This is a genomic window from Curtobacterium sp. MMLR14_006 (assembly GCF_001864985.1).
GTDB lineage: Bacteria > Actinomycetota > Actinomycetes > Actinomycetales > Microbacteriaceae > Curtobacterium.
This window is the reverse complement of sequence record NZ_MJGU01000002.1, coordinates 58,993-83,068: the sequence shown is the minus strand read 5'-3', so window position 1 is coordinate 83,068 and position 24,076 is coordinate 58,993. Positions and strand designations below refer to the sequence as shown.

The 24,076-nt window shown below is 73.1% G+C and carries 21 protein-coding genes; 14 read left to right on the top strand and 7 right to left on the bottom strand.

All coding sequences use genetic code 11. From position 1 onward, the window contains the following. Positions 1-27 precede the first annotated feature (27 nt). Both BIU94_RS01130 and xylA read right to left on the bottom strand, forming a co-directional pair. Entirely contained in the window at positions 28-1,614 is a 1,587-nt protein-coding gene (locus BIU94_RS01130) for an FGGY family carbohydrate kinase (protein WP_071253461.1), read from the bottom strand. Then, on the bottom strand, positions 1,607-2,800 hold the full coding sequence (gene xylA, locus BIU94_RS01125) for a xylose isomerase (protein ID WP_071253327.1): 1,194 nt from the start codon (positions 2,798-2,800) through the stop codon (positions 1,607-1,609). Before xylA ends, BIU94_RS01130 begins: the two co-directional genes overlap by 8 nt. A 97-nt stretch (positions 2,801-2,897) precedes the next feature. Here xylA and BIU94_RS01120 point away from each other — a divergent pair, with 97 nt between their 5' ends. The 10 genes from BIU94_RS01120 (at position 2,898) to BIU94_RS01075 (ending at position 14,479) form a co-directional block, all read left to right on the top strand. Then, the gene (locus BIU94_RS01120) at positions 2,898-4,094 is read left to right on the top strand and encodes a Gfo/Idh/MocA family protein (RefSeq protein ID WP_254782800.1); all 1,197 of its coding nucleotides are present in this window, start codon (positions 2,898-2,900) and stop codon (positions 4,092-4,094) included. Further along, complete coding sequence (locus tag BIU94_RS01115; RefSeq protein ID WP_071253323.1) at positions 4,091-4,798, top strand: ThuA domain-containing protein; 708 nt, start codon at positions 4,091-4,093, stop codon at positions 4,796-4,798. The genes BIU94_RS01120 and BIU94_RS01115 overlap by 4 nt, the downstream gene beginning before the upstream one ends. Continuing rightward, positions 4,783-5,895, top strand: coding sequence for a Gfo/Idh/MocA family protein (locus BIU94_RS01110; protein WP_083404505.1), 1,113 nt, complete (start codon positions 4,783-4,785; stop codon positions 5,893-5,895). The genes BIU94_RS01115 and BIU94_RS01110 overlap by 16 nt, the downstream gene beginning before the upstream one ends. Before the next feature lie 34 nt (positions 5,896-5,929). Further along, positions 5,930-6,979, top strand: a complete 1,050-nt coding sequence (locus BIU94_RS01105) for a sugar phosphate isomerase/epimerase (protein WP_071253320.1) — start codon at positions 5,930-5,932, stop codon at positions 6,977-6,979. A 150-nt stretch (positions 6,980-7,129) separates the two neighbouring features. After that, positions 7,130-8,440, top strand: coding sequence for an ROK family transcriptional regulator (locus BIU94_RS01100; RefSeq protein WP_083404504.1), 1,311 nt, complete (start codon positions 7,130-7,132; stop codon positions 8,438-8,440). Continuing rightward, positions 8,437-9,474, top strand: a complete 1,038-nt coding sequence (locus BIU94_RS01095; protein ID WP_071253318.1) for an NAD(P)-dependent alcohol dehydrogenase — start codon at positions 8,437-8,439, stop codon at positions 9,472-9,474. Before BIU94_RS01100 ends, BIU94_RS01095 begins: the two co-directional genes overlap by 4 nt. Before the next feature lie 130 nt (positions 9,475-9,604). Then, a complete protein-coding gene (locus tag BIU94_RS01090) occupies positions 9,605-10,975 on the top strand; it encodes an MFS transporter (protein WP_071253316.1) in 1,371 nt (456 codons plus the stop codon). Positions 10,976-11,236: 261 nt separating this feature from the next. Beyond that, the gene (glmU, locus tag BIU94_RS01085) at positions 11,237-12,664 is read left to right on the top strand and encodes a bifunctional UDP-N-acetylglucosamine diphosphorylase/glucosamine-1-phosphate N-acetyltransferase GlmU (RefSeq protein ID WP_071253314.1); all 1,428 of its coding nucleotides are present in this window, start codon (positions 11,237-11,239) and stop codon (positions 12,662-12,664) included. Positions 12,665-12,725: 61 nt separating this feature from the next. Further along, the gene (locus BIU94_RS01080) at positions 12,726-13,703 is read left to right on the top strand and encodes a ribose-phosphate diphosphokinase (protein WP_071253312.1); all 978 of its coding nucleotides are present in this window, start codon (positions 12,726-12,728) and stop codon (positions 13,701-13,703) included. Then, a complete protein-coding gene (locus BIU94_RS01075) occupies positions 13,700-14,479 on the top strand; it encodes a putative protein N(5)-glutamine methyltransferase (protein ID WP_071253309.1) in 780 nt (259 codons plus the stop codon). Before BIU94_RS01080 ends, BIU94_RS01075 begins: the two co-directional genes overlap by 4 nt. A 228-nt stretch (positions 14,480-14,707) precedes the next feature. Here the strand turns inward: BIU94_RS01075 and BIU94_RS01070 are convergent, their stop codons facing one another. After that, positions 14,708-16,288, bottom strand: coding sequence for a molybdopterin-dependent oxidoreductase (locus tag BIU94_RS01070; RefSeq protein ID WP_139196215.1), 1,581 nt, complete (start codon positions 16,286-16,288; stop codon positions 14,708-14,710). A 107-nt stretch (positions 16,289-16,395) separates the two neighbouring features. Here BIU94_RS01070 and BIU94_RS01065 point away from each other — a divergent pair, with 107 nt between their 5' ends. Beyond that, entirely contained in the window at positions 16,396-17,091 is a 696-nt protein-coding gene (locus BIU94_RS01065; RefSeq protein ID WP_139196213.1) for a hypothetical protein, read from the top strand. 205 nt (positions 17,092-17,296) lie between these two features. Here BIU94_RS01065 and gndA read toward each other — a convergent pair whose 3' ends face one another. Continuing rightward, the gene (gndA, locus tag BIU94_RS01060; protein ID WP_083404502.1) at positions 17,297-18,769 is read right to left on the bottom strand and encodes an NADP-dependent phosphogluconate dehydrogenase; all 1,473 of its coding nucleotides are present in this window, start codon (positions 18,767-18,769) and stop codon (positions 17,297-17,299) included. A gap of 112 nt (positions 18,770-18,881) precedes the next feature. On the opposite strand from gndA, the gene BIU94_RS01055 reads away from it, so the two are divergent. Continuing rightward, positions 18,882-19,421, top strand: a complete 540-nt coding sequence (locus tag BIU94_RS01055; RefSeq protein ID WP_071253304.1) for a gluconokinase — start codon at positions 18,882-18,884, stop codon at positions 19,419-19,421. Here BIU94_RS01055 and BIU94_RS01050 read toward each other — a convergent pair. Next, a complete protein-coding gene (locus BIU94_RS01050; RefSeq protein WP_071253302.1) occupies positions 19,408-19,671 on the bottom strand; it encodes a hypothetical protein in 264 nt (87 codons plus the stop codon). The genes BIU94_RS01055 and BIU94_RS01050 overlap by 14 nt on opposite strands. A 216-nt stretch (positions 19,672-19,887) precedes the next feature. Here BIU94_RS01050 and BIU94_RS01045 point away from each other — a divergent pair, with 216 nt between their 5' ends. Then, positions 19,888-21,315 (top strand): sensor histidine kinase, encoded by a 1,428-nt coding sequence (locus BIU94_RS01045; protein ID WP_071253300.1) that lies wholly within the window; start codon positions 19,888-19,890, stop codon positions 21,313-21,315. Then, positions 21,312-21,983 (top strand): response regulator transcription factor, encoded by a 672-nt coding sequence (locus BIU94_RS01040; RefSeq protein WP_071253298.1) that lies wholly within the window; start codon positions 21,312-21,314, stop codon positions 21,981-21,983. Before BIU94_RS01045 ends, BIU94_RS01040 begins: the two co-directional genes overlap by 4 nt. Here BIU94_RS01040 and BIU94_RS01035 read toward each other — a convergent pair. Continuing rightward, complete coding sequence (locus BIU94_RS01035) at positions 21,961-22,581, bottom strand: class I SAM-dependent methyltransferase (protein WP_071253296.1); 621 nt, start codon at positions 22,579-22,581, stop codon at positions 21,961-21,963. The genes BIU94_RS01040 and BIU94_RS01035 overlap by 23 nt on opposite strands. A 43-nt stretch (positions 22,582-22,624) precedes the next feature. Then, positions 22,625-24,043, bottom strand: coding sequence for a glucuronate isomerase (gene uxaC, locus BIU94_RS01030; RefSeq protein WP_071253451.1), 1,419 nt, complete (start codon positions 24,041-24,043; stop codon positions 22,625-22,627). Positions 24,044-24,076: the final 33 nt, after the last annotated feature.

Below are 24,076 nucleotides of genomic sequence, written 5' to 3'. Positions count from 1 at the left end.
GGGGCGGGTGTCGGTCCGGTGCGTCGGTCAGCGCGCCGCGGCGCGGTACTGCTCGAGCACCTCGGGGTGCGGGTCGGACGGCACGGTGGTCGTCGCGGTGTCCCACGTCGGCAGGGCACCGGTGAGCGCCCACGCGGCCTGCTTCGCGGCGCCGGCGGCGACGTACTCGCCGGGCTCCGGCACCAGGACGTCACGGCCGAACACCTGTGCGGCGACGGTCCGGACCGCCGGGTTCCGCGCGGCGCCGCCGATGAGCAGCAGCCGCTCGACGGTCACGCCGGTGTCCTGCACCGCGGCCAGTCCGTCGGCGAGGGCGCAGAGCATCCCCTCGACGGCCGCCCGGGCCAGGTGCGCCCGGTCGGTGGTCGCCGGCGTCATGCCGAGCAGCGATGCGGTCGCGTCCGGCCGGTTCGGTGTGCGCTCGCCGACGAAGTACGGCACCAGGACGAGGCCGTCGGCCCCGGCCGGCGCCTGCAGCGCCAGCTCGCCGAGTGCGTCGTGGTCCACGCCGAGCAGGCCGCCGACCACCTCGAGCACGCGGGCCGCGTTGAGCGTCGTGACGATCGGGAGGCGCGACCCGGTCCCGTCGGCGAAGCCCGCCACGGTCCCGCTCGGGTCGCGCACCTCGGCGTCGCTGACCCCGAAGACCGTGCCGCTCGTGCCGAGGGACACCGCGACGTCACCCGGGCCGAGACCCAGGCCGAGCGCTGCCCCGGCGTTGTCGCCGAGTCCGGCGCCGACGACGAGGCCGGCCCGAGCGACCGCGCCGCCGGGCAGCTCGACGTCGGTGGACAGGGTGCCCATCGCCTCGTCGGGAGCGACCACGCGGGGCACGACCACGGCGTCCGACGAGCCCACGGAACCAGGTTCCGGGCTCTGCACCGCGCTCTTCCGCGGTTCTCCGTCCGGAACCTGGTTCCGGACGGACGACTGGGCGGACGACACGCCCGACGCACCGTCGCCGGCGGCGCGCATCGGCCGCCCGAGTGCGAGCTCGAACAGCTCCGGGTCGTACTCGCGGCGCACCGGGTCCCAGTACGCCGTGCCGCTGGCGTCGGACGCGTCCGTCGCCAGGGCGTCGAGGTCGGGGCCGAGCGGGCTCTCGTCCGCCGGGCCGTGGCCGCGGAGCCGCCACGACAGCCAGTCGTGGGGGAGCGCCACGGCCGCGACGCGGGCCGCGTTCTCGGGCTCCGCGTCGCGGAGCCACCGCACCTTGGTCCCGGTGAACGACGCCACCGGGACCAGCCCCGTCCGGGCGACCCACGCCTCCCGGCCGAGCTCGTCGACCATCTGCGCGGCCGCGGCCGCACTGCGGACGTCGTTCCACAGCAGGGCGTCGCGGACCACGCGGCCGTCGGCGTCGAGCGCGACCATGCCGTGCTGCTGCCCGGCGATCGCGACGGCACCGACGTCGTCGAGGCCGCCGGCGTCGGCGACGGCGGCACCGAGGGCGTCCCACCAGTGGCGGGGGTCGACCGAGGTGCCGTCCGGGTGGGAGGCGCGTCCCTCGCGGACGACCGCACCGGTCGCGGCGTCACGGATGGTGACCTTGCAGGACTGGGTCGACGAGTCGACGCCGGCGACGAGCTGGCGCTCGCCCGTGTTCTCAGCCACGAGCACCCATCAAGTGCTCGATGGCGAGCTGCTGCAGGCGGACGAAGCCGAAGCCCTTGCCGCCGAAGTAGGCATCGGCGTCGAAGTCCTCGTACGCGGAGCGGTCGGCGAGGAACGTGTCGTACGACTCGCCGTCGTCCAGCGTCGGCGTCGACAGCTCGCCGACCTTCGAGGCCTCGAGCGCTGCCTGCACCTCGGGGTCGGCGCGGAACGCCTGCGCGCGCTCCTTGAGGAGCAGGTACATGCGCATGTTGGCGGACGCGGAGTCCCAGACGCCGGTGATGTCCTCGGTGCGGCTCGGCTTGTAGTCGAAGTGGCGGGGGCCGTCGTAGGCCGGGCCGCCCTGCGGTGCGCCGTGCTCGAGCAGGTCGACGAGCGAGAACGCGTTCTGCAGGTCGCCGTGACCGAACACCAGGTCCTGGTCGTACTTGATGCCGCGCTGGCCGTTCAGGTCGATGTGGAAGAGCTTGCCCTGGTAGAGCGCCTGGGCGATGCCCGCCGTGAAGTTCAGGCCCGCCATCTGCTCGTGGCCGACCTCGGGGTTGATGCCGAACATCTCCGGACGCTCGAGCGTCTCGGTGAAGGCGATCGCGTGGCCGAGGGTCGGCAGCAGGATGTCGCCGCGGGGCTCGTTCGGCTTCGGCTCGATGGCGAACCGGATGCCGTAGCCCTTGTCGGTGACGTACTGGGCGAGCAGGTTGACGGCCTCGCGGTAGCGCTCGAGCGCGGCCTGCACGTCCTTCGCGCTGTCGTACTCGGCGCCCTCGCGGCCGCCCCACATCACGAACGTCGACGCGCCGAGCTCGGCGGCGAGGTCGATGTTGCGCAGGACCTTGCGGAGCGCGAACCGGCGGACCTGCCGGTCGTTCGAGGTGAAGCCGCCGTCCTTGAACACGGGGGCGGAGAACAGGTTCGTCGTGACCATCGGCACGACGATGCCGGTCGACTCGAGCGCGCCCTTGAGGCGGTCGATCTGGGTCTGGCGCTCGGCGTCGGTCGAACCGAACGCGAACAGGTCGTCGTCGTGGAAGGTCAGGCCGTAGGCCCCGAGCTCGTCGAGCTTCTCGACCGCCTCGACCACGTCGAGGGCGGGGCGGGTCGGCCCGCCGAAGGGGTCCGAGCCGTTGTATCCGATGGTCCAGAGACCGAAGGAGAACTTGTCTGCACGGGTGGGCGTCGTTGCCATGGTGGTCACCGTTCGTCGTCGAAACAAAATGTTGCCGCGCCCAACATAAGCGGTAGTGTTGGCTGTGGCAAGGACGTGATCGCAAAGGAGCGAGCGGATGGCAAGTGTGTCGACGGCACAGCAACGACTGCGGGTCGCCATGGTCGGGCACGGCTTCATGGGAGCCGCGCACTCACAGGCGTGGCGGACCGCCCCCAGGTTCTTCGACCTCGGAGCCGAGCCGGAGATGGCGGTGATCGTCGGGCGCGATGCCGGACGCACCGAGGCCGCCCGGCAGCAGTACGGCTGGCAGGCGGCGTCCACCGACTGGCGTGCCGTCGTCGCCGACCCGGAGATCGACGTGGTCGACGTCGTGTCCCCGGGGTCGTCGCACGTCGAGATCGCGATCGCCGCGCTCGAGGCCGGCAAGCACGTCCTGTGCGAGAAGCCCCTCGCCAACACCGTCGCCGAGGCCGAGGCGATGACCGCAGCCGCCGACGCAGCACGTGCGCGGGGCGTCCGCGCCATGGTCGGGTTCAGCTACCGGCGCGTGCCGGCCATCGCGTTCGCCCGGCAGCTCGTGCAGGACGGCCGGATCGGCTCCGTGCGCCAGGTCCGCGCGCTCTACCTGCAGGACTGGCTCGCCGACGCCGACGGCCCGATGACCTGGCGCCTCGACAAGTCGCTCGCCGGGTCCGGTGCACTCGGCGACATCGGTGCGCACGCGATCGACCTCGTCGAGCACGTCACCGGCGGTTCGCTCGCCACGGTGTCCGGCACGCTCGAGACCTTCGTCACCGAGCGGCCGCTCATGGCCGAGGGCGTCGGGCTGTCCGGCACCGCCTCCGAGGAGCGCGGCCAGGTCACGGTCGACGACGCCGCGTTCTTCACCGCCAGGCTGTCCGGCGGCGCGGCGGACGGTGCGATCGGCACGTTCGAGGCGACGCGCTACGCGACCGGCCGGAAGAACGGCCTGACGCTCGAGATCAGCGGGTCCGAGGGGGCGATCCAGTTCGACCTCGAGGCGATGAACGAGCTCCGCCTGTACGAGTCGAACGCCCCGGCGGGGGAGCAGGGCTTCCGCCGGATCCTGGTCACCGAACCCGAGCACCCGTACATGGCCGCGTGGTGGCCGACCGGGCACCTCATCGGCTACGAGCACACCTTCAGTCACCAGGTGAAGGACTTCGTCGACGCCATCGTCGCCGGCACCGACCCGTCGCCGTCGTTCGCCGACGGCCTGCACGTGCAGCGGGTCCTCGACGCGGTCGAACGCAGCGCCGCCGCCGGCAGCAGCTGGACGGCGACCTCGTGAGCGCCGCCGACGGCACACGCCAGGCCCTGGTGGTCCGCGGCGGGTGGGACGGCCACCAGCCCGTCGAGACCACCGACCTGTTCGTCCCGTTCCTGCGCGACAACGGCTTCGCGGTCCGGGTGTCCGACTCGACGGCCGTCTACGCCGACGAGTCCGTCATGGACGAGGTCGACCTGATCGTCCAGGTCGTCACGATGTCGACCATCGCCGACGACGAGTTCGCCGGCCTGCAGCGCGCCGTGCTGCACGGCGCCGGGCTCGCCGGCTGGCACGGCGGCATCGCCGACGCGTTCCGGAACACCGCCGACTACCTGCACATGATCGGCGGCCAGTTCGCCCACCACGCGGGCAAGCACCCCGACGAACGGGTCGGCGAGCAGTCCGACAACTACATCCCGTACACGGTGCACGTCACCGACCTCGGGCACGAGCACCCGATCACGCAGGGCATCGAGGACTTCGACCTCGTCACCGAGCAGTACTGGGTGCTGTCCGACGAGTACAACGACGTGCTGGCGACCACCACGCAGGAGGCCCGGGACTTCGACGCGTGGAACCGGCCGGTGACCGCGCCGGCGATCTGGACCCGACAGTGGGGCGAGGGCCGCGTGTTCGTGTCGGCTCCCGGGCACCGACTCGAGGTCGTCGAGTCGCAGCCCCTGCGCACCATCATCGAACGGGGGCTCCTGTGGGCAGCACGGTGAACGAAGGGGTGCTCCGGGTCGGCGTGGTCGGCGTGGGCGTGATCAGCCAGCAGTACTTCGAGCACTTCCCGGCCCTGCCCGGCCTCGAGCTCGCCGCGGTCGCCGACCTCGACGTCGCCCGGGCCGAGGCCGTCGGTACGGCACAGGGCGTGCGGGGCACGAGCGTCGACGACCTGCTCGCCGCCGACGACGTCGACGTGGTGCTCAACCTGACGATCCCGGCCGCGCACGCCGACGTCGCCACCCGGGCGCTCGCCGCCGGCAAGCACGTCTACGGCGAGAAGCCGCTGGCGATGTCGACGGCCGAGGCCGCCCCGGTGCTCGAGGCCGCCCGCGCCGCCGGCCTGCGCGTCGGCAGCGCCCCGGACACCGTCCTCGGCACCGGCATCCAGACCGCGCGGGCCGCCCTCGACGACGGCCTGGTCGGCACCCCGGTCGGGGCCGCCGTCTCGTGGAGTGCTCCCGGTCACGAGCTCTGGCACCCGGCACCGGCGTTCTACTACCAGCCCGGCGGCGGACCGCTCCTCGACATGGGGCCGTACTACCTGACGAGCCTCGTCACGTTCTTTGGCCCGGTCGTCCGGGTCAGCGGCAGCGCCACCCGCTCCACCCGCGAACGCACGATCGTCACCGGGCCGAACGCCGGCACGCCGATCCCGGTCGACATCGACACGCACGTCGTCGCGATCCTCGAGCACGAGAACGGCGTGGTCTCCACCGTCACCGTCTCGTTCGAGGTCTGGGCCACCCGCGCACCGCTCTTCGAGGTGTACGGCACCGCCGGCACCCTGGGCGTGCCCGACCCGAACCGGTTCTCGGACACCGTGTCGATCGCCACCGCGGACGACCGCACCTGGCGCGACCTGCCGGTCGCCGCCGGGTACGCCGACGCCGGCCGTGGCTACGGGCTCGCCGACATGGCGCACGCGCTCGCGACGGAGCGGCCGCACCGGGCCTCCGGCGACCTCGCGTTCCACGTGCTCGAGGTCATGGAGGCGGTCTCCGCCGCCGCCCGCGACCACGCGGTCGTCGACGTGCACTCGCGCGTCGAGCGACCCGCCACCGTCCCCGCCGGGTCCGCACCCGGATCCTGGTGACGGCACCCCACCACCGCGAGGAAGGACGACGACGATGACGACGACGGACGCGAGCGACACGACGGAGACGACCCGGGCCTCCCGGCCGGTCACCCTGTTCACCGGCCAGTGGGCCGACCTGCCCTTCGAGGAGGTCGCCCGGCTCGCCGGCGAGTGGGGCTACGACGGGCTCGAGATCGCCTGCTGGGGCGACCACCTGGACGTCCGGCGCGCCGCGACGGACCCGGCGTACGTGGCCGACCGGCTGGCGATCCTGGAGCGCAACGGCCTGCGGGTGTGGACCATCGCGAACCACTTGACCGGCCAGGCCGTGTGCGACGACCCCATCGACCAGCGGCACGAGGACATCCTCGCCCCGCACGTGTGGGGCGACGGCGACCCCGAGGGCGTGCGGCAGCGTGCGGCCGAGGAACTGCAGTGGACCGCCCGTGCCGCTGCCGCCCTCGGCGTCGACACCGTCACCGGCTTCTCCGGCTCGTCGATCTGGAAGACCGTCGCCGGCTTCCCGCCCGTACCGCCGTCGATGATCGACGCCGGGTACCAGGACTTCCACGACCGTTGGTCGCCGATCCTCGACGTCTTCGAGGAGGTCGGGGTCCGCTTCGCGCTCGAGGTGCACCCGTCCGAGATCGCGTACGACTACTGGACCGCTCGTCGGGCGTTGGACGTCTTCGCGGACCGGCCGGCGTTCGGGTTCAACTTCGACCCGTCGCACTTCGTCTGGCAGGACCTCGACCCCGCCGCGTTCCTGCTCGACTTCGCCGAGCGGGTGTACCACGTGCACTGCAAGGAGTCGGTGAAGCAGCTCGACGGCCGCAACGGGCGACTGTCCTCGCACCTGCCGTGGGGCGACCCCCGGCGCGGGTGGGACTTCGTCACCGCCGGCCACGGGGACGTGCCGTGGGAGCGGGTCTTCCGCGTGCTCAACCACATCGGGTACGCCGGCCCGACCAGCGTCGAGTGGGAGGACGCCGGCATGGACCGGCTCGTCGGCGGGCCCGAGGCGCTGGCGTTCGTGCGGCGGCTCGGCACCATCGCGCCGCCCGAGGCCGCGTTCGACGCCGCGTTCAGCCGCTCACGCTGAGTGGGGCGGGGCCGCGCGTCCGCGGCGCCGGGCGGGGTCCGCCGCGGGACGGGCCCCGGACCCTGGACCCCGGGCGCAGACTGTGGGCTCCGGGTGCAGGCTCCGGGCCGCCACCATCCACCATCCACCACCGACCACGACGAGGGACCGATGACGAGCACGACCGCCGCGACACCGGGCGCCGCACCCGTGCCCGCCCCTTCGCCTTCGCCCGCGCCCTCGCCCGCGCCGAGCAACGCCGCGCGGGTGCTCCGGCTCGTGCACGAGGAAGGTCCGATCACCCGCGCCGAGGTCACCCGACGGACCGGCCTGAACCGCTCCACCACCCTCGCGCTCGTCGGTGAACTGGTCGACCGCGGGCTCCTGCACGAGGACCTTCCCACCGCTGGGGCGGGCACCGGCGTGGGGCGGCCGAGTCCCGTCGTCCGGGCCGCCCCGGACGTCGTCGCGGCCGCGGTCACGGTCGAGGTCGACGCCGTGTCGGTCGCCCTCGTCGGGCTCGACGGCACCGTGCGGAGCCGCTCGGTCGAACCGCAACACCGCCCGCCCACGCCGGACGAGGCGGTCGAGACCGTCGCCGCGCTGCTCGACCGACTCCGCCCCACCGGTTCCGGAGCACCCGGAGCGTCCGCTCCGGCAGGCCTCCGGCTCGTCGGCGTCGGCGTCGCCGTGCCCGGCACCGTCCGGGTCGAGGACGGCACCGTGCAGGACGCCCCGCACCTCGGCTGGACCGACGCGCCGCTCGCCGGACCCCTCGCCGAACGGACCGGGCTGCCGGTCCGGGCCGCGAACGACGCCAACCTCGGGGCGTGGGCGGAACGGCTGGCCGGCAGCGGCCGGGGCGTCGACGACCTCGTGTACCTCAACGGCGGCGCGAGCGGCATCGGCGGCGGGGTGATCACCGCCGGCCGACCGCTCAGCGGCGCCGACGGCTACGCGGGCGAACTCGGGCACACCTTCGTCGCGGCCAACGGCATCCGGTGCCACTGCGGCGCGGTCGGCTGCCTGGAGACCGAGGCGTCCCGGGACGACCTGGCGACCGCGGCCGGGACCGCTCCGGACGACCTCGTCGCCCTCGCCGCCGCGCTCGCCGAGGGCCGGCCCGACGTCGAACGGGTCGTCGACCGGCAGGTGGCCGCCCTCGCCACGGCGCTCCGCAACGCGATCCACACCGTGAACCCCACGATGGTCGTGCTCGGCGGGTTCCTCGGCGTGCTGCTCGACCACGTCGGGGACCGCATCCTCGACGACGTGCGCGCCCAGTCGATGACCGGGACCGCCGACCGGCTCCGCATCGTGCCGGCCGCGCTCGGGCCCGACGTGCTCGTGCACGGAGCCGCCGAGATCGCGTTCGGCGACCTGCTGCGCGACCCGGACCGGATCGCCCTCGCGGTACCGGCCACCCCCACCACCCGAACGTCCGACCGCGTCGACGCGGTCGGGGAAACGAGGACCGCATGACCTCCATCCAGCGTCAGCGCGTGAGCGTGCTGCTCGGCACCCAGGACCTGACCGTCGAGGACCGCCCCGTCCCCGAGGTCGCCCCGGGCGACGTGCTCGTCCGCGTCGCCGCCGTCGGCGTGTGCGGTTCCGACGTGCACTACTACCGGCACGGGAAGATCGGCGACTTCGTCGTCGAGGAACCCCTCGTGCTCGGCCACGAGCTCTCCGGCACGATCACCGCGGTCGGTGACGGCGTCGACCCGGCACGTGTGGGGGAGCGCGTCGCCATCGAGCCGCAGCGTCCCTGCCACCGCTGCGCGCAGTGCCTGGCCGGTCGGTACAACCTCTGCCCGCACATGCGCTTCTACGCGACGCCGCCGGTCGACGGCGCCTTCACCGAGTTCGTCACCATCGAGGCCGAGTTCGCGCACGTCCTGCCCGACACCGTCTCGTTCGAGGCCGGCGCGCTCCTGGAACCCCTGTCCGTCGGCATCGCCGCCGTCCGCAAGGCCGGCATCGTCCCCGGGTCGTCGGTGCTGATCGCCGGTGCCGGTCCGATCGGCATCATCTGCGCGCAGGTCGCGAAGGCCTTCGGCGCGTCGCGCATCGTCGTCAGCGACCTCGTGCCGGAGCGTCGTGAGCGGGCGCTGTCGTACGGCGCGACCGAGGTCGTCGACCCGACCGCCGTGTCCGTCGCGTCCGACATCGTCCCCGTGGACGCGTTCATCGACGCCAGCGGTGCACCCCGCGCGGTGTCGGACGGCATCAAGGCGGTCGGCCCGGCGGGTGCCGCGGTGCTGGTCGGGCTCGGCAACTCCGAGATGACGCTGCCGGTCGAGCACATCCAGAACCTCGAGGTCACGGTCACCGGGATCTTCCGGTACACGAACACCTGGCCGGTCGCGATCGAGCTGGTCGCGTCCGGGCAGGTCGACCTCGACTCGCTCGTCACCGGCCGCTTCGGGCTCGACGACGTCCGCGACGCCCTCGAGAGCGACACCGACCCGGAGTCGCTCAAGTCCGTCGTCTACCCCGGCGGCGTCCCCGACTGAGCGGGCGGCACCCGACGCGCCCACGAGACGGACGGGAGGCCCGTGGCCAGGCCGCCACGGGCCTCCCGTTCCGACACGTGACCCGGAACGGGGCCACCGGTGCGTCACGAGGACGCGCTACGGTTCGCGCATGACCGCTTCACCGGCCGCCGTCGCACCGTCGCGCACCGACCGCCGCGCACTCGTGTCCTGGGCGCTCTGGGACTGGGGCTCGGCGGCGTTCAACGCGGTCGTCACCACCTTCGTCTTCAGCACGTACCTGGCGAGCCGGGCGTTCGTCGACCCGGCGCTCGTCGGGGACACGTCCGCAGCGGGCAAGGCGGTCGTGGAGCGGGAGCTCGCGCACAACGCCGCCGTCGTCTCGACCGCGCTGACCGTCGCCGGCATCGTCGTCGCGCTCGTCGCGCCCGCGGTCGGACGCCTCGCGGACTCGTCCGGTCACCGCCGACGGTCGGTCCTCATCGCGACGATCGGCATCGCGCTGTCCATCGGCGGCATGGTCTTCGTCGCACCGAGCCAGCCGTACCTGCTGCTCGGCGCGGCCCTGCTCGGCATCGGCACCGTGGCGTTCGAGATCGCGAGCGTGGGCTACAACGCCATGCTCGGGCAGATCGCATCCGGCGGGCGTACGGGACGGGTCTCCGCCATCGGGTGGGCCGCCGGGTACTTCGGCGGCATCGTCCTGCTCGTGCTGCTGCTCGTGCTGTGCATCCAGGACTTCCGCGGCGACGGGGTCGTCGGCGGGCTGCTGCAGCTCCCCGCCACCGTCGCGACCGGCCAGTGGGACGTCCGCGTCGCGATCGGCATCGCCGCGGTGTGGCTGGCCGTCAGCTCGATCCCGCTCTTCGTGGTCGTGCCGGAGGCCGCACCCGGCCCCGCACGGTCCGGCGGGCTGTTCGGCGCCTACGCGGACCTCGGCCGTGACGTCGCCCGGCTCTGGCGGGAGCGGCGGAACGTGCTGGCGTTCCTGCTCGCGAGCGCCGTCTTCCGCGACGGCGTCGGTGCGGTCTTCACCTTCGGCGGGATCGTCGCCGCGCAGGTCTTCGGGTTCAGCGCGTCGCAGGTCATCCTCTTCGCCATCGCGGCGAACGTCGTCGCCGGCGTCGCCACCTTCGTCTCGGGGCGCCTCGACGACCGGTTCGGCTCGCGGGCGATCATCACGGTCTCCCTCGTCGGGCTCGCGGCCTGCGGCATCGGGGTCTTCGCGGCCGGCGACCGCACCGAGCTCTTCTGGGTGCTCGGCCTGACGCTCGCGCTCTTCGTCGGGCCGGTGCAGGCGTCGTCCCGGGCGTACCTGGCACGGCTGACGACGCCCGGCCGTGAGGGCGAGCTCTTCGGCCTCTACGCCACCACCGGTCGCGCGGCCTCGTTCCTGGCACCGGCCCTGTTCGGCGTCGCGGTGACGATCGGCGGCTCGACGCGCTTCGGCATCCTCGGCATCGTCGTGGTCCTGCTCGCCGGTCTCGTGCTCATGGCGGTCGTGCGCCGCGAGCGGGCGTAGGGGGGGCGGGGTGCTGTTGCGCGGGGGTGCTGTTTCGCGCGTGGTGAGTCGTTCCGCGCGTGGTGAGTCGTTCCGCGCGTAGGAGGCCGTTCCTTCCGACCACCTACGCGCGATCCTGCTTCCGATTCCACGTGCAATGGGACGGAACGTCGGTGGAGATCAGTCACGGGGACTCCTCCACAGGTGCCCGATCGCCGAGCACTGTCCACGGGTGACCGTGCCCGTCAGGCGTCGCGGCCCGTGGTGCGCCAGGATGGACCCATGACCGACCAGCGCATCGCCGTCGTCGTCCTCGCCGCCGGGCAGGGCACGCGCATGAAGTCGTCCACGCCCAAGGTGCTGCACCGGCTCGCCGGGCTGCCCCTCATCGGGCACGTGCTGCGGACGGCGTCCTCGCTCAGCCCTGAGCACGTCGCCGTCGTCGTGCGGCACGAGCGTGACCGCGTGGCCGCCGAGGTCGTCGAGCGTGCACCCGACGCGATCGTGGTCGACCAGGACGACGTCCCCGGTACCGGCCGTGCGGTCGAGGTGGCGCTGGGAGCCCTGCCGGCCGACTTCGACGGAGCCGTCGTGGTGCTGTCCGGCGACGTCCCGCTGCTCGACGCGGCGTCGCTCCGTCTGCTCGTCGACGCCCACGTCGGTGCCGCGAACGCCGTGACCCTCGTCAGCGCGATCGCTCCCGACCCGACAGGCCTCGGCCGTGTCGTGCGTGACGACTCCGGCGCCTTCGTCGGGGTGGTCGAGCACAAGGACGCCTCGGCCGAACAGCTCACGATCACCGAGACGAACGCCGGCATCTACGCCTTCGACGCCGCGCACCTGCGGGCCGTGCTGCCCGCACTCACCACCGCCAACGCCCAGGGCGAGAAGTACATCACCGACGCGCCGACGCTCATCGCCGGTCGGGGCGGCATCATCGACGTCGTCACGCTCACCGACCAGTGGCTCGTCGCCGGCATCAACGACCGCGCGCAGCTCTCCGACGCCGCGCGCGAACTCAACGCCCGCATCGTCCGCCGGCATCAGCTCGCCGGTGTCAGCGTGCAGGACCCCGCGACGACGTGGATCGACCTCGACGTCACCATCGAGCCCGACGCCGAGGTCCTGCCGGGTACCCAGCTCATCGGTGCCACCGCGATCGCCGCCGGTGCCGTCGTCGGACCCGACACCACGCTCCGCGACACCGAGGTCGGCGCCCGCGCCACCGTGAACCGCGTCGACGCCACCCTCGCGGTGATCGGGGACGGCGCCTCGGTCGGCCCGTTCGCCTACCTGCGCCCGGGCACGATCCTCGGCGACGACGGCAAGATCGGCACGTTCGTCGAGACGAAGAACGCGACGATCGGCCGGGGCAGCAAGGTCCCGCACCTGTCCTACATCGGCGACGCCGAGGTGGGCGAGGACTCGAACATCGGCGCGAACACGATCACCGCGAACTACGACGGCGTGCACAAGCACCGCACCGAGGTGGGCTCGAACGTCCGCACCGGCTCGCACAACGTGTTCGTCGCCCCGGTTAGGATTGGTGACGGCGCGTACACGGGTGCCGGAACGACCGTTCGCAAGGACGTCCCGGCCGGATCGCTCGCGATCAGCTACGCCCCGCAGCGCAACACCGACGGATGGGTCGCGGAACACCGGCCCTGCACACCGGCGGCCGAGGCAGCTCGGCTCGCGAACGGCGAATAGATCCTGGCGACCACCGGTCGTCGACATCGACCCCACGCGGGTCAGGGAGTGAGCACCGCACTTGTCCGGAATCAAGACAACCGGCCAGAAACGACTCGTCCTCGTCTCAGGGCGAGCACACCCGGCGCTCTCTGCCGAGATCGCGGACGAGCTCGGCGTCGAGCTCGTCCCGACGGACGCCCGCACCTTCGCGAACGGCGAGCTGTACGCGCGCTTCGACGAGTCGGTGCGCGGCTGTGACGCCTTCGTCATCCAGTCGCACACGGCGCCCATCAACGAGTGGCTCATGGAGCAGCTCATCATGGTCGACGCCCTGAAGCGTGCCTCGGCGAAGCGCATCACGGTCGTCGCGCCGTTCTACCCGTACGCCCGACAGGACAAGAAGGGCCGCGGCCGCGAGCCGATCTCGGCCCGACTCGTCGCCGACCTGTTCAAGGCGGCCGGTGCCCACCGGATCATGAGCGTCGACCTGCACGCCGCACAGATCCAGGGCTTCTTCGACGGCCCGGTCGACCATCTCTTCGCCATGCCGGTGCTGCTCGAGCGCTTCCGCGAGACGCTCGACCCGGAGACCCTGACCGTCGTCTCGCCGGACATGGGTCGTGTCCGCGTCGCCGACATCTGGTCGGAGAAGCTCGGCGCACCGCTCGCCATCATCCACAAGCGTCGCGACCCGCTCGTGCCGAACCAGGTGTCGGTGCACGAGATCGTCGGTGACGTCAGCGGGCGCGTCTGCCTGCTCGTCGACGACCTCATCGACACCGGTCGCACGATCGCCAAGGCCGCCGAGGCCCTCAAGGCCGCCGGTGCCACGGGCGTCGTCGTCGCGGCGACCCACGCGGTCTTCTCCGACCCGGCCACCGAGCTGCTGCAGAGCGAGTTCATCGACCGGGTGGTCGTGACCGACACCCTGCCCCTGCCGGAGGAGAAGCGCTGGGACCGCCTCGAGGTCCTGCCGATCGCCCCGCTCATCGCCCGGGCCATCCACGAGGTCTTCGACGACGGTTCGGTCACGTCGATGTTCGACGGCGCCGCTTGACCTCACCGGCGCGCGACGCCCTCGCGACCCGGCTCCGGGCTGCGGGGAGCGTCTTCGCCGAGGACGAGGCCGACCTGCTGCTCGAGGCCGGCGACGGCGAGCCGACGCGACTCCGTGCCCTCGTGCAACGCCGGCTCGCCGGTGAGCCGCTCGAGTACGTGCTCGGATGGGCCGCCTTCGACGGCCACCGCATCCGCGTGACGCCCGGTGTGTTCGTCCCGCGGGCGCGCACGGCCGTCGTGGTCGAGCAAGCCGCTCGTCGTCTGCAGCGCTACGACCGCGTGGTCGACCTGTGCTGCGGCGCGGGTGCGATCGCCGTGGCGCTGTTCGGCCGGGTCGGAGCGCTCGACCTCGTCGCGACGGACATCGACCCGGACGCCGTCGACGTGGCGGCCGAGAACGTCGGCGACCGGGGCATCGTCGTCCGGGGCGACCTGTTCGCTCCGCTGCCCGACCGGTTCCGCGGCGCGGTCGACGTGATCGCGGTCAACGCACCCTACGTGCCCTCGGCGTCGATCGCCACGATGCCCGTCGAGGCGCGCGACCACGAGCACCGCGTCGCGCTGGACGGCGGCGAGGACGGGCTCGACCTGCACCGCCGCATCGCCACGGGCGCGGGGGAGTGGCTCCGCCCCGGGGGCACGGTCGTCATCGAGGTCTCGGAGGCGCAGTCGTCGGCGTCCGCGGCGGTGTTCGCCGACGCCGGGTTCGCCGCCACGATCGAGCACGACGACGAGGTCGACGGCACCTGCGTCGTCGCGACCCTGCCCGCCTGACGTCCTGACGGAGCCCGACGCCCGGCGGAGCCTGACGGCCGGCGGAGCCCGGTTGCTCATCGGTCGGTCGCGGCGACGCGCACCGAGGTCGCCGACCCGCCGCTCGCGTCCGTCGAGGTCGCACGAACGGCCGCTCCGACGCGCTCGGAAGCGCACATCCCGCGACCTCGACCGCACCACACGCACGCACCGCACGGACTACAGACCGTGGACCGCGACAGCGCGCCCCTACCTCGCCGAGACCTCCACCGAGTGCCACCCCGTCGCCCCGTTCGGAGCGGGCGGCCGCTCGACGCTCGTCTGCACCTCGCCGTCGGCGCTCGTCGCCCGCACCTCGATGCGGTGCGACCCGGAGTCGGGCGTCCAGCGCAGCACCCACTGCCGCCAGGTGTCCGCCGAGGCCGAGTCGGCGAGCGTCGCCTGCTGCCAGTCGCCGCCGTCGACCCGCACCTGCACGCCCTTCACACCGGTGTGCGGCTGCCACGCCACACCCGCGATGGCGACGGCCTTGCCTGCCGTGACCGTCGAGCCGGCGCGCGGGGTGTCGATCCGGCTCTCGAGCTTGACCGGCCCGCGCTCGGACCAGCCGCGCGGCGTCCAGTACCCCTGGGCGTCGGCGAAGCGGGTGACCTCGAGCTCGGTCACCCACTTCGTCGCCGACACGTAGCCGTAGAGCCCGGGGACGACCATCCGCACCGGGAACCCGTGTTCGGTCGGCAGCGGTTCGCCGTTCATGCCGATGGCGAGCAGCGCCGCGGTGCCGTCGTCCTGCAGCACGTCGAGCGGGGTGCCGGCCGAGAAGCCGTCGATGCTGCGGGAGAGCACCATGTCGGCGTCGCCCGTCGGGCGGGCCCGGGCCAGCAGCTCCCGGATCGGGTAGCCGAGCCACCGTGCGGTGCCGATGAGGTCGCCGCCGACCTCGTTCGACACGCAGCTCAGCGTGGCCACGTGCTCGTCGAGCGGGAGTGCGAGCAGCTCGTCCCAGGTGAGCGTGACCTCGCGTTCCACCGCGCCGTGGATGCGCAGCGACCAGTCGGCGGGGTCGACGTTCGGCACCCGCAGCGCGGTGTCGATGCGGTAGAAGTCCGCGTTCGGCGTGATGTACGGCGAGATGCCGTCGACGTCGAGGGAGGCGCCCGCCGGCACAGCCGGTGCGGCGGTGGCCGCAGCGGGCAGCCGGATGGCCCGTCGGGCAGCGGCGGCCGCCTGCATTGCGGAGGACCCCAGCCGGGAGGCACCGCCCACCACCACCGCGACCGCTGCGGTCGCGACACCCCAGACCAGGAACGCGCGTCGCTCGGTCGACGCCGGTCGCGGTGCCGCGGAGGGGACCTGCGCAGCGGCCTCCCACCGACGGAGGCGCTGGAGCAGCAGCCGGAGCACGATGACCGCCGCGGCCACGCCGACGACCGTCGGGGCGCCGTCGAGGGTGCCGCTGCCGGAGCGCGTGGTCACCGCGAGGAGCGCCAGGACCCCGCCGGCTGCGAACACGAGCGCGCCGAACGGCGGTCGGGCGCGCTCGAGGACGCCGGCGCCGGCGCTCACCGCGGCGACGATCACGGTCATCAGGGCGAACAGCGCGACCTTGTCGCCGGTGCCGAACAGCGTGACCATCAGGTCCTTCGCCCCGGCCGGTGCCAGGTCGATCACGGCTGAACCGACCGCGACGAGCGGGCTGCCCGCACCACCGAGGAGCAGTGCGCCGAACTCGGCGATGCCCAGGAAGGCCGCGGCGGACACGAGCCCGACCCCGGCCGCGGACAGGGTGGGGTGACGCGTCGTGCTGGCGGTCGTCGGTTGCGAGCTCACCGGAGGAGCGTAGGTCGCCAGGCCGCTGGTGCGCTGTGCGTCCGGTTCCCCGGTCGTTCACCGGCCCCGGCCAGCGGCTCCGAGTCGGGTCGTGCGAGGATCGACCTGTGTCGAGGTCTCCCGAACGTGTCCCGCGCTTCGGTCCTGCCCGCCGCCGTGACCGCACGCCGATGTCGGCCGCGCGTCGGCTGATGACCCTGCGGTGGACGATCGTCGGGGTGTGGGCGGCACTGCTCGTCACGCGGGTCGTCGTCATCTCGACCGCGCCCCACGCCGACCTGTCGTGGTTCGGTTTCGTCGAGCTCGCGGCGATCGCGCTCGGCGTCACGGTCATCGTGGTCGCGGTGATCCGGGCTGCGGCCCTGCGACGGCGGCAGGCGGACGACTCGCTCGCGCTCGCCGTGCGCCGCATCGACCCGACGGTGTGGCTCGTCCCGGCGGCGCCGACGGCGGAACTCCGCGATGCCGTCGCCGAGGTGCGCCCCGAGGTCACCCTGAGCGAGCACGTGACCTGGGCCTTCGGCGCGACCGAGGCGTCCCTGTGGGAACTCGAGGGACGCCGGGCGACCCGACTGCTGGTGGTGCGGTGGAGCCGCGTGGTGCACATCGCGCTCGAGGACGTGCACGGAACCCGGGGTCGCGGCGCCTGCGCGGTCGCGATCCACTACGTCCGGCCGGACGACGCCCCGGCGGTGGCGACGTTCCTGGTCCGATCGGCTCCGGGGTCCCGCCGGTTCCTCGGCCGCGGGCCCCGTCTGGACCGGCTCGTCGCGGACTTGGCGCGCGAGCGCATCGTCGCCTGAGCCTCGCCCACCCCACACGTTCCCGACCTGACCGGCCGGACGACCAGACGACGCGGCCCTGCCAGGCGACCCGGCCCTGCCAGATGATCCGGCCCGGCCGGACGACCCGGCCCGGCCGGACGAGCAGGAGACGCCGGGTCAGGCGACCCGACGCCTCCTGCTCACGAGACGCCCTCGCCGAGCGCCCGCCCCGTGTACAGCCCGCTCAGTGCGTCGACGGCTCCTGCTCGACCTCACGCCGGTCGTCGTCGGACCAGAGCGTGTGGAACGTGCCGTCCTTGTCGACGCGCTGGTAGGTGTGCGCGCCGAAGAAGTCGCGCAGTCCCTGGATCAGCGCGGCGGGCAGCCGCTCGGACGCGAGCGAGTCGAAGTACGCCAGCGCCGACGAGAACCCGGGCGCCGGGATCCCCGATGCGGCCGCGATGCCGACGATGCGACGCCACGCGGCCTCGCCCTCCTTCACGGCGTCGGCGAAGTACGGGTCGACGAGCAGGCTCTCGAGCTCCGGGTTCTTGTCGTAGGCCTCGACGATGCGGTTGAGGAACTGCGCGCGGATGATGCAGCCGCCACGCCAGATCTTCGCCATGTCACCGAGGTCGATGTCCCAGTCGTACTCCTTCGCACCGGCGATGATGAGGTCGAACCCCTGCGCGTACGCGACGACCTTCGACGCGTACAGGGCGGCGCGGACGTCGTCCTCGAACCCGTCGGGGACGGCTGCGATCTCGGGGCGGTCGGGGAACGCGCGCTGCACGGCCGAACGCTGCGTTGGCTTCGACGACACGGCTCGTGCGAAGACGGCCTCGCCGATGCCGGAGACGGGGACGCCGAGCCCGACCGCGTTCTGCACGGTCCACACGCCGGTGCCCTTCGACCCGGCCTCGTCGCGGATGACGTCGACCAGGGCCGTGCCGGTCTCCGGGTCGTGCTGCTTGAGCACCTCACCGGTGATCTCGATCAGGTACGACTCGAGGTCGCCCTCGTTCCACTGCTGGAAGACCTGCACGAGGTCCTCGACGGAGTGGCCTCCGACGCGGCGGAGCAGGTCGTAGGACTCCGCGATGAGCTGCATGTCGGCGTACTCGATGCCGTTGTGCACCATCTTGACGAAGTGGCCGGCGCCGTCGGTGCCGACGTGCGTCACGCAGGGTTCGCCCTCGGCCACGGCGGCGATCGACTTCAGGATCGGGCCGAGCGTCTCCCAGGCTTCGTCGGACCCACCGGGCATGATCGACGGGCCCTTGAGCGCCCCTTCTTCGCCGCCGGAGATGCCGGTGCCGACGAAGTTGAGGCCCTTCTCGCGCAGGTCGCGCTCGCGGCGGATGGTGTCGTGGAAGTTGGCGTTGCCGCCGTCCACGATGATGTCGCCCTCCTCGAAGCGCTCGGCGAGCTGCTCGATGACGGCGTCGGTGCCCTTGCCGGCCTGCACCATGATGATCGCGGTTCGGGGCTTCGTCAGGGACGCGACGAAGCCGTCGATGTCCTCGGACGCGATGAAGCCGGCGTCGCCGTGCTCCTGCATGAGTTCCTCGGTGCGGGCGTACGTGCGGTTGTAGACCGCGACCGTGTTGCCCTCGCGCGAGGCGAGGTTCCGCGCGAGGTTCGAACCCATCACCGCGAGACCGATCACCCCGATGTTGGCCTTCGGGTCCTGCTCGGTTGCGTCGTTGTCTGCCACGTCGTCTCCTTCGTCCTGACGTCTCGGCCCCAACCTACGATCCCGGTCCTGGGTCCGCACAGGAGCGACGGCAACTGGGGACGACCGGACGGCCGGTCAATACTGTGGAGGGATGAACGAGCGCGCTGTCCTCCCGCCGGTCCTCGTGATGGGTGTCTCCGGTTCCGGCAAGTCGACCATCGGGCAGGCCGTCGCCGACGCCCTCGCGGAGCGCGGCGAGCCGAGCGTCTTCGTGGACGCCGACGACCTGCACCCGGCCGCGAACAAGGAGAAGATGCGGCAGGGCATCCCGCTCACCGACGAGGACCGCTGGCCCTGGCTGGACGCCTGCGCCGAACGCATCGCGGCCGTCGAGGCCGACGGCTCGCGCTGCGTGATGGCGAACTCGGCACTGAAGCGCGTCTACCGGGATCGTCTGCGGCGCTCGGCGCCCGGCCTGGTCATCGCGTTCCTCGACGGGTCGCGCGACCTCGTCGCGGACCGGCAGGCGCACCGGCACCACGAGTACATGCCGGCGTCGCTGCTCGACTCGCAGTTCGCGACGCTCGAACGGCCCGAGGCTGACGAGCACGCCGTCGCCGTGCCGATCGACGGGTCGGTCGACGACACGGTCCGGGCGATCACCGCCGCGCTCGCGGTCACTTCCGGCTGAGCTCGGACAGTCGGGAGCGGTACTCCTCGGCGTCGATGTCGCCGCGGGCGAACCGGTCGGCGAGCACACCGCGTGCGTCGGACCGTGCGCGCCAGCTGCCTCGACGGAGCACCCCGAACACGAGGAACACGACGAGGAACGTCAGGACGACGAACCCCGGGAACAGGAAGAAGGGGAACCCGCCGCCCTGCCAGTGCGGGCCGTGCGCCGCTGCCGAGGTGAGTGCGGTTGCCGTGATGGTGCTGAACATGGTGACCTCCGTGGTCGGTTCCGGTGCCGCGGTCGCGACACGACGAGCCTGCCGGTCGGGAGGCCCGTCCCGCGTCCGCCCCTGAGCCGCAGTCCGGTGTCCTCCCGCGGTCGTGCACGGGGGACTCTTCCTGCACCGGTGTACTCCCGACGGAGTAGTCCACAGGTGCTCATCGGGCCGGACGACCGCGCCGGCGGTCGACCCTAGGCTCGGAGCATGACCACCGGACAGCGCACCGACCACCTCGACCGGGCACCGGCCCGGCCGACGGGTCGACCGCGCTTCGCCCGCACCGGGCGCGTGCTGCCGGTCGCCGTCGTGCAGGTCCTCGGCACCCTCGTGGCGTCCCGCATCCCGTTCGGCGGTCGGGGCGGTCCGCCCTGGACCCGGCACACCGACCTGGTGCCGGTCGACCCGGTGGTGCTCGGCCCCCTCGCCCTCGCCCTGCTCGTCGGCGGTGTCGTCGTGCTGCCGGGGCGCTGGCGGTGGCCGCGGGCGGTCCTGCTCGTGGTCCTCGTCACGACCGTCGGGTACGCCGTCGTGGTCTCGCCGCGTGGTCCGTTCGTCGCCGCGCTGACGATGGCGATCGCGAACGCGTGGTTGCGCGGTCACCGCCGCACCGTCTGGGTCGTCGCCGGGGTCGCCCTCGTGACGCTGCCCACCGCCGACGTCGTGCTCGGTCGTTCCCCCGTGCTCGACCTCGGCACGGTCCTGCTCGCCCTCTCGTGGTTGACGGTGACGATCGCGGTGTCCGAACTCGTCCGCGTGCGCACCGAACGGGTCGCCGACCGACGCCGCGCCCGAGCCGACGCCGAACGCCGCCGTGCGGGCGAGGAACGGGTGCGCATCGCCCGCGAGCTGCACGACTCCGTGGCCCACAGCATGTCCCTCATCAACCTGCGGGCCGGGGTGGCTCTGCACCTCGGCACCGAGCTCCCGACGGCCACGCGTGACGCCCTGACCGACATCCGTGACTCGAGCCGACAGGCGCTGGTCGAGCTGCGCACGGTCCTCGGGGTGCTCCGGTCGGTCGACGGCGACCCCGACGACCCTGACCGTGATCCGGTGCCGGGTCTCGACCGTCTGCCCGACCTGGTGTCCCGGGCGCGGGCGGCGGGGATCGAGATCGTCCTGCACGTCGACGGCGACCCGACGACGGTCCGGGGCACCAGTGGCCGCAGTGCGTTCCGCATCGTGCAGGAGTCCGTCACGAACGTCATGAAGCACGCACCCGGGCACGCCGTCCGGGTGGCGGTCGTCGTCGGGCCGGACGTCGTCGACCTGGTGGTCGAGGACCGTCCCCGTGCCGGCGACGCGACCGCTCCGCCGGACGCGGCCGGTGCCACGGGGTCGGTCGGCGCGGGGTCGGTCGCCACGGGGTCCAGGGGCATCGGGTCCACCGGCAACGGCATCATCGGCATGCGCGAGCGGGCCTCGGCCGTCGGCGGCGAACTGCGTGCCGGCCCGACGCGGGAGGGCGGCTGGCGGGTCGCCGCTCGGCTGCCGGCGCAGACCGACGGCTCGCCTGACACCGACCGCGGACCCTACCCGGACCGCGGGCCCGACCCGGACGGCGGGCCCGACCCGGACCGCGGGGCCGACACGGGCCGCACGCCCGACGTGCTGACGGAGGACCCCAGATGACCGACATCCGTGTCCTGCTCGTCGACGACCAGGTGCTCGTCCGGGCGGGGCTCCGCGCGCTCGTCGACGCCGAGCCGGGGATGGCAGTGGTCGGCGAGGCGGGTGACGGTGACGCTGCGGTGGCGCTCGCCCGGAGCCTCCGCCCCGACGTCGTCCTCATGGACGTCCGGATGCCGGGCACCGACGGCCTGACCGCGACCCGGCTGATCGGCGAGGACCCCGAGCTCGACGCGCTGCACGTCGTGATCCTGACGACCTTCGAGCAGGACGACTACGTCTTCGAGGCGATCCGGGCCGGTGCCGCGGGGTTCCTCGTCAAGGACACCGAGCCCGCGGAGCTCCTGCGTGCCGTCCGCACCGTCGTCGCCGGCGATTCCCTGCTCTCACCGCGCGCCACCCGCTCCCTCGTCGAGGCGTACGCGACGCACGCCAAGCCGGCGTCGCTCGCGCCGGAGCTCGGGGTGCTCACCGACCGCGAGCGCGAGGTCATGCAGCTCGTCGGGGTCGGCATGACGAACGCCGAGATCGCCGCGCGCCTGTTCATCAGCCCGCTCACCACGAAGACGCACGTGTCCCGCGCGATGATCAAGCTCGGCGCGCGGGACCGGGCCCAGCTGGTGGTCTTCGCCTACGAGACCGGCCTCGTCACCCGCGGGTGGCAGCCGTGACGGCGGCGTGCGGGCGCTGACCGTCGTCCGTCCGGGTGCGGGTGTCGTGCACGTCGAACCCCTGGTCGACGAGCACGTCCACCATCGCCGGCACCGACCACCGGTGCGCGCCGACCACCGCGTGGTCGAAGGGCTCGACCGTCGGGCCCTCGAAGAACCCGACGAGCAGGCTCCCGCCGGGGCGGAGCACCCGACGGATCTCGGCGAGCGGGACGGCGAGGTGGTCGGGGGCGTGGTGGATCAGCGAGTACCAGGCGAGGACCCCGTCCACGGTACGGTCCTGCAGGTCGAGTGCGTCGACGGAGCCGACCCGGAACGCGGCGCTGCCGCCGTGCGCGCCGGCACCGCCGTGGACGCGCTGTGCGTGGTCGACGAACCAGGGCACGGCGTCGATGCCGAGCACCGCGTGGCCGCGGTTCGCCAGGTGCGCGCTCCAGTGGCCGGGGCCGCACCCGGCGTCGAGGATCCGCTCGCCGGCGCCGGCGGCCCACGCCGTGACGTGCTGCCGGTCGTCGGCGTGCACACGGTCCATCGACCCGAGGTGTTCCGCGTACTCGCTGGCCCGCGCGGCGTACGCGGCGGTGACGTCGGTGCCCATCGTCCGACCGTACCGGCGTTCCGGCGCACCGTCGTCCGGCGGGCTACAGCTTGAACGTCGCGCGGGGGATGTCCGAGACGATGCGCTGCGCGGTGCGGACGGCGTCCTCCTCGCTGACCTCGTGCGCGACCACGAGGGATGCCAGGTACGCCGCGTCCGCGCGCCGGGCCATGTCGTGCCGCGCAGGGATCGAGCAGTAGGCGCGGGTGTCGTCGATGAAGCCCGAGGTCTTGGTGAACGACGCCGAGTCGGTGACGGCCGACCGGTAGCGCCCGATCGCCGCCGGGGTGTCGATGAACCACCAGGGCGCACCGGCGTAGACGGCGGGGTAGAAGCCCGCGAGCGGCCCGATCTCACGCGAGAACACCGTCTCGTCGACGGTGAACAGCACGAGGTGGAACCCGGGTGCGGTGCCGAAGGCCTCGAGCAGCGGGCGCAGCGGGGTGGTGAACGCGCCGACGGCGGGCAGGTCGTGCCCGGTGTCCGGCCCGAAGCGCTCGAGCGTCGGCGTGTGGTGGTTCCGGATGATGCCGGGGTGCAGCTGCATGACGAGGCCGTCCTCGACGCTCATCTCGGCCCAGCGGTAGAGCATGTCGTGGCGGTAGGCGGTGGCCTCCGCGGTCGAGACGTCACCGCGGAGCGCGGCGGCGTGGATGCGTTCGCGCTCGGTGGCGGACAGCGGCGTGGACCCGGCGTCGAGCACGCCGGTGTCCGTGGCGGTCGCGCCGTGCTCGATGAAGGAGCGGCGACGCGCGCGCAGTGCTGCCAACAGCCCTGTGTGGGTGCCCGTGTCGATGCCGGCGGCCTGTCCGACGGCCGCGACCACGTGCCTCCAGTCCGACCGCGACGGGTCGAAGACGGCGTCCGCGCGGAAGGTGGGGACCACCCGGCCGGTGAAGCTCGGGTCGGCGGCGAGCTGCGCGTGCGCGGCGAGGTCGTCGGCGGGGCCGTCGGTGGTGGCGAGGACCTCGATCCCGAAGGCGTCGAACAGTGCGCGCGGGCGGAAGGCCGGTGTGGTGAGCAGGTCGGCGAGGTGGTCGTACTGGGCGTCCGCGTTCTGCCGCGACGGCTGCTCCGTCATGCCGAAGACGTCGTGCAGTTCCGTCTCGAACCAGTACCGCACCGGGGTGCCGAGGAAGTCGTCCCAGTGCTCGGCCAGGTGCCGCCACACCGAGCGGCCGTCGGGCTGGTGGTGCGGGTCGCGACCGAGCGCCTCGAGCGGGACGCCGTTGGCGTGCAGCAGCCGGAGCACGTAGTGGTCGGGCGTGACGAGCAGTGCCGCCGGGTCCGGGAACGGCTGGTCGGCGGCGATGGTCGCCGCGTCGACGTGCCCGTGCGGCGAGATGATCGGGGCGTCCTTGACGGCGTCGTACACCGTGCGGGCGACCCGGCGGGCCGCCGGGTCGGCGGGGAACAGCCGGTCGGCGTGCGGCGCGAGACGGGTGGCGGTGGTCTGGGTCATCGTCGACTCCTTCGGGGACGAGCGGGGACGAGC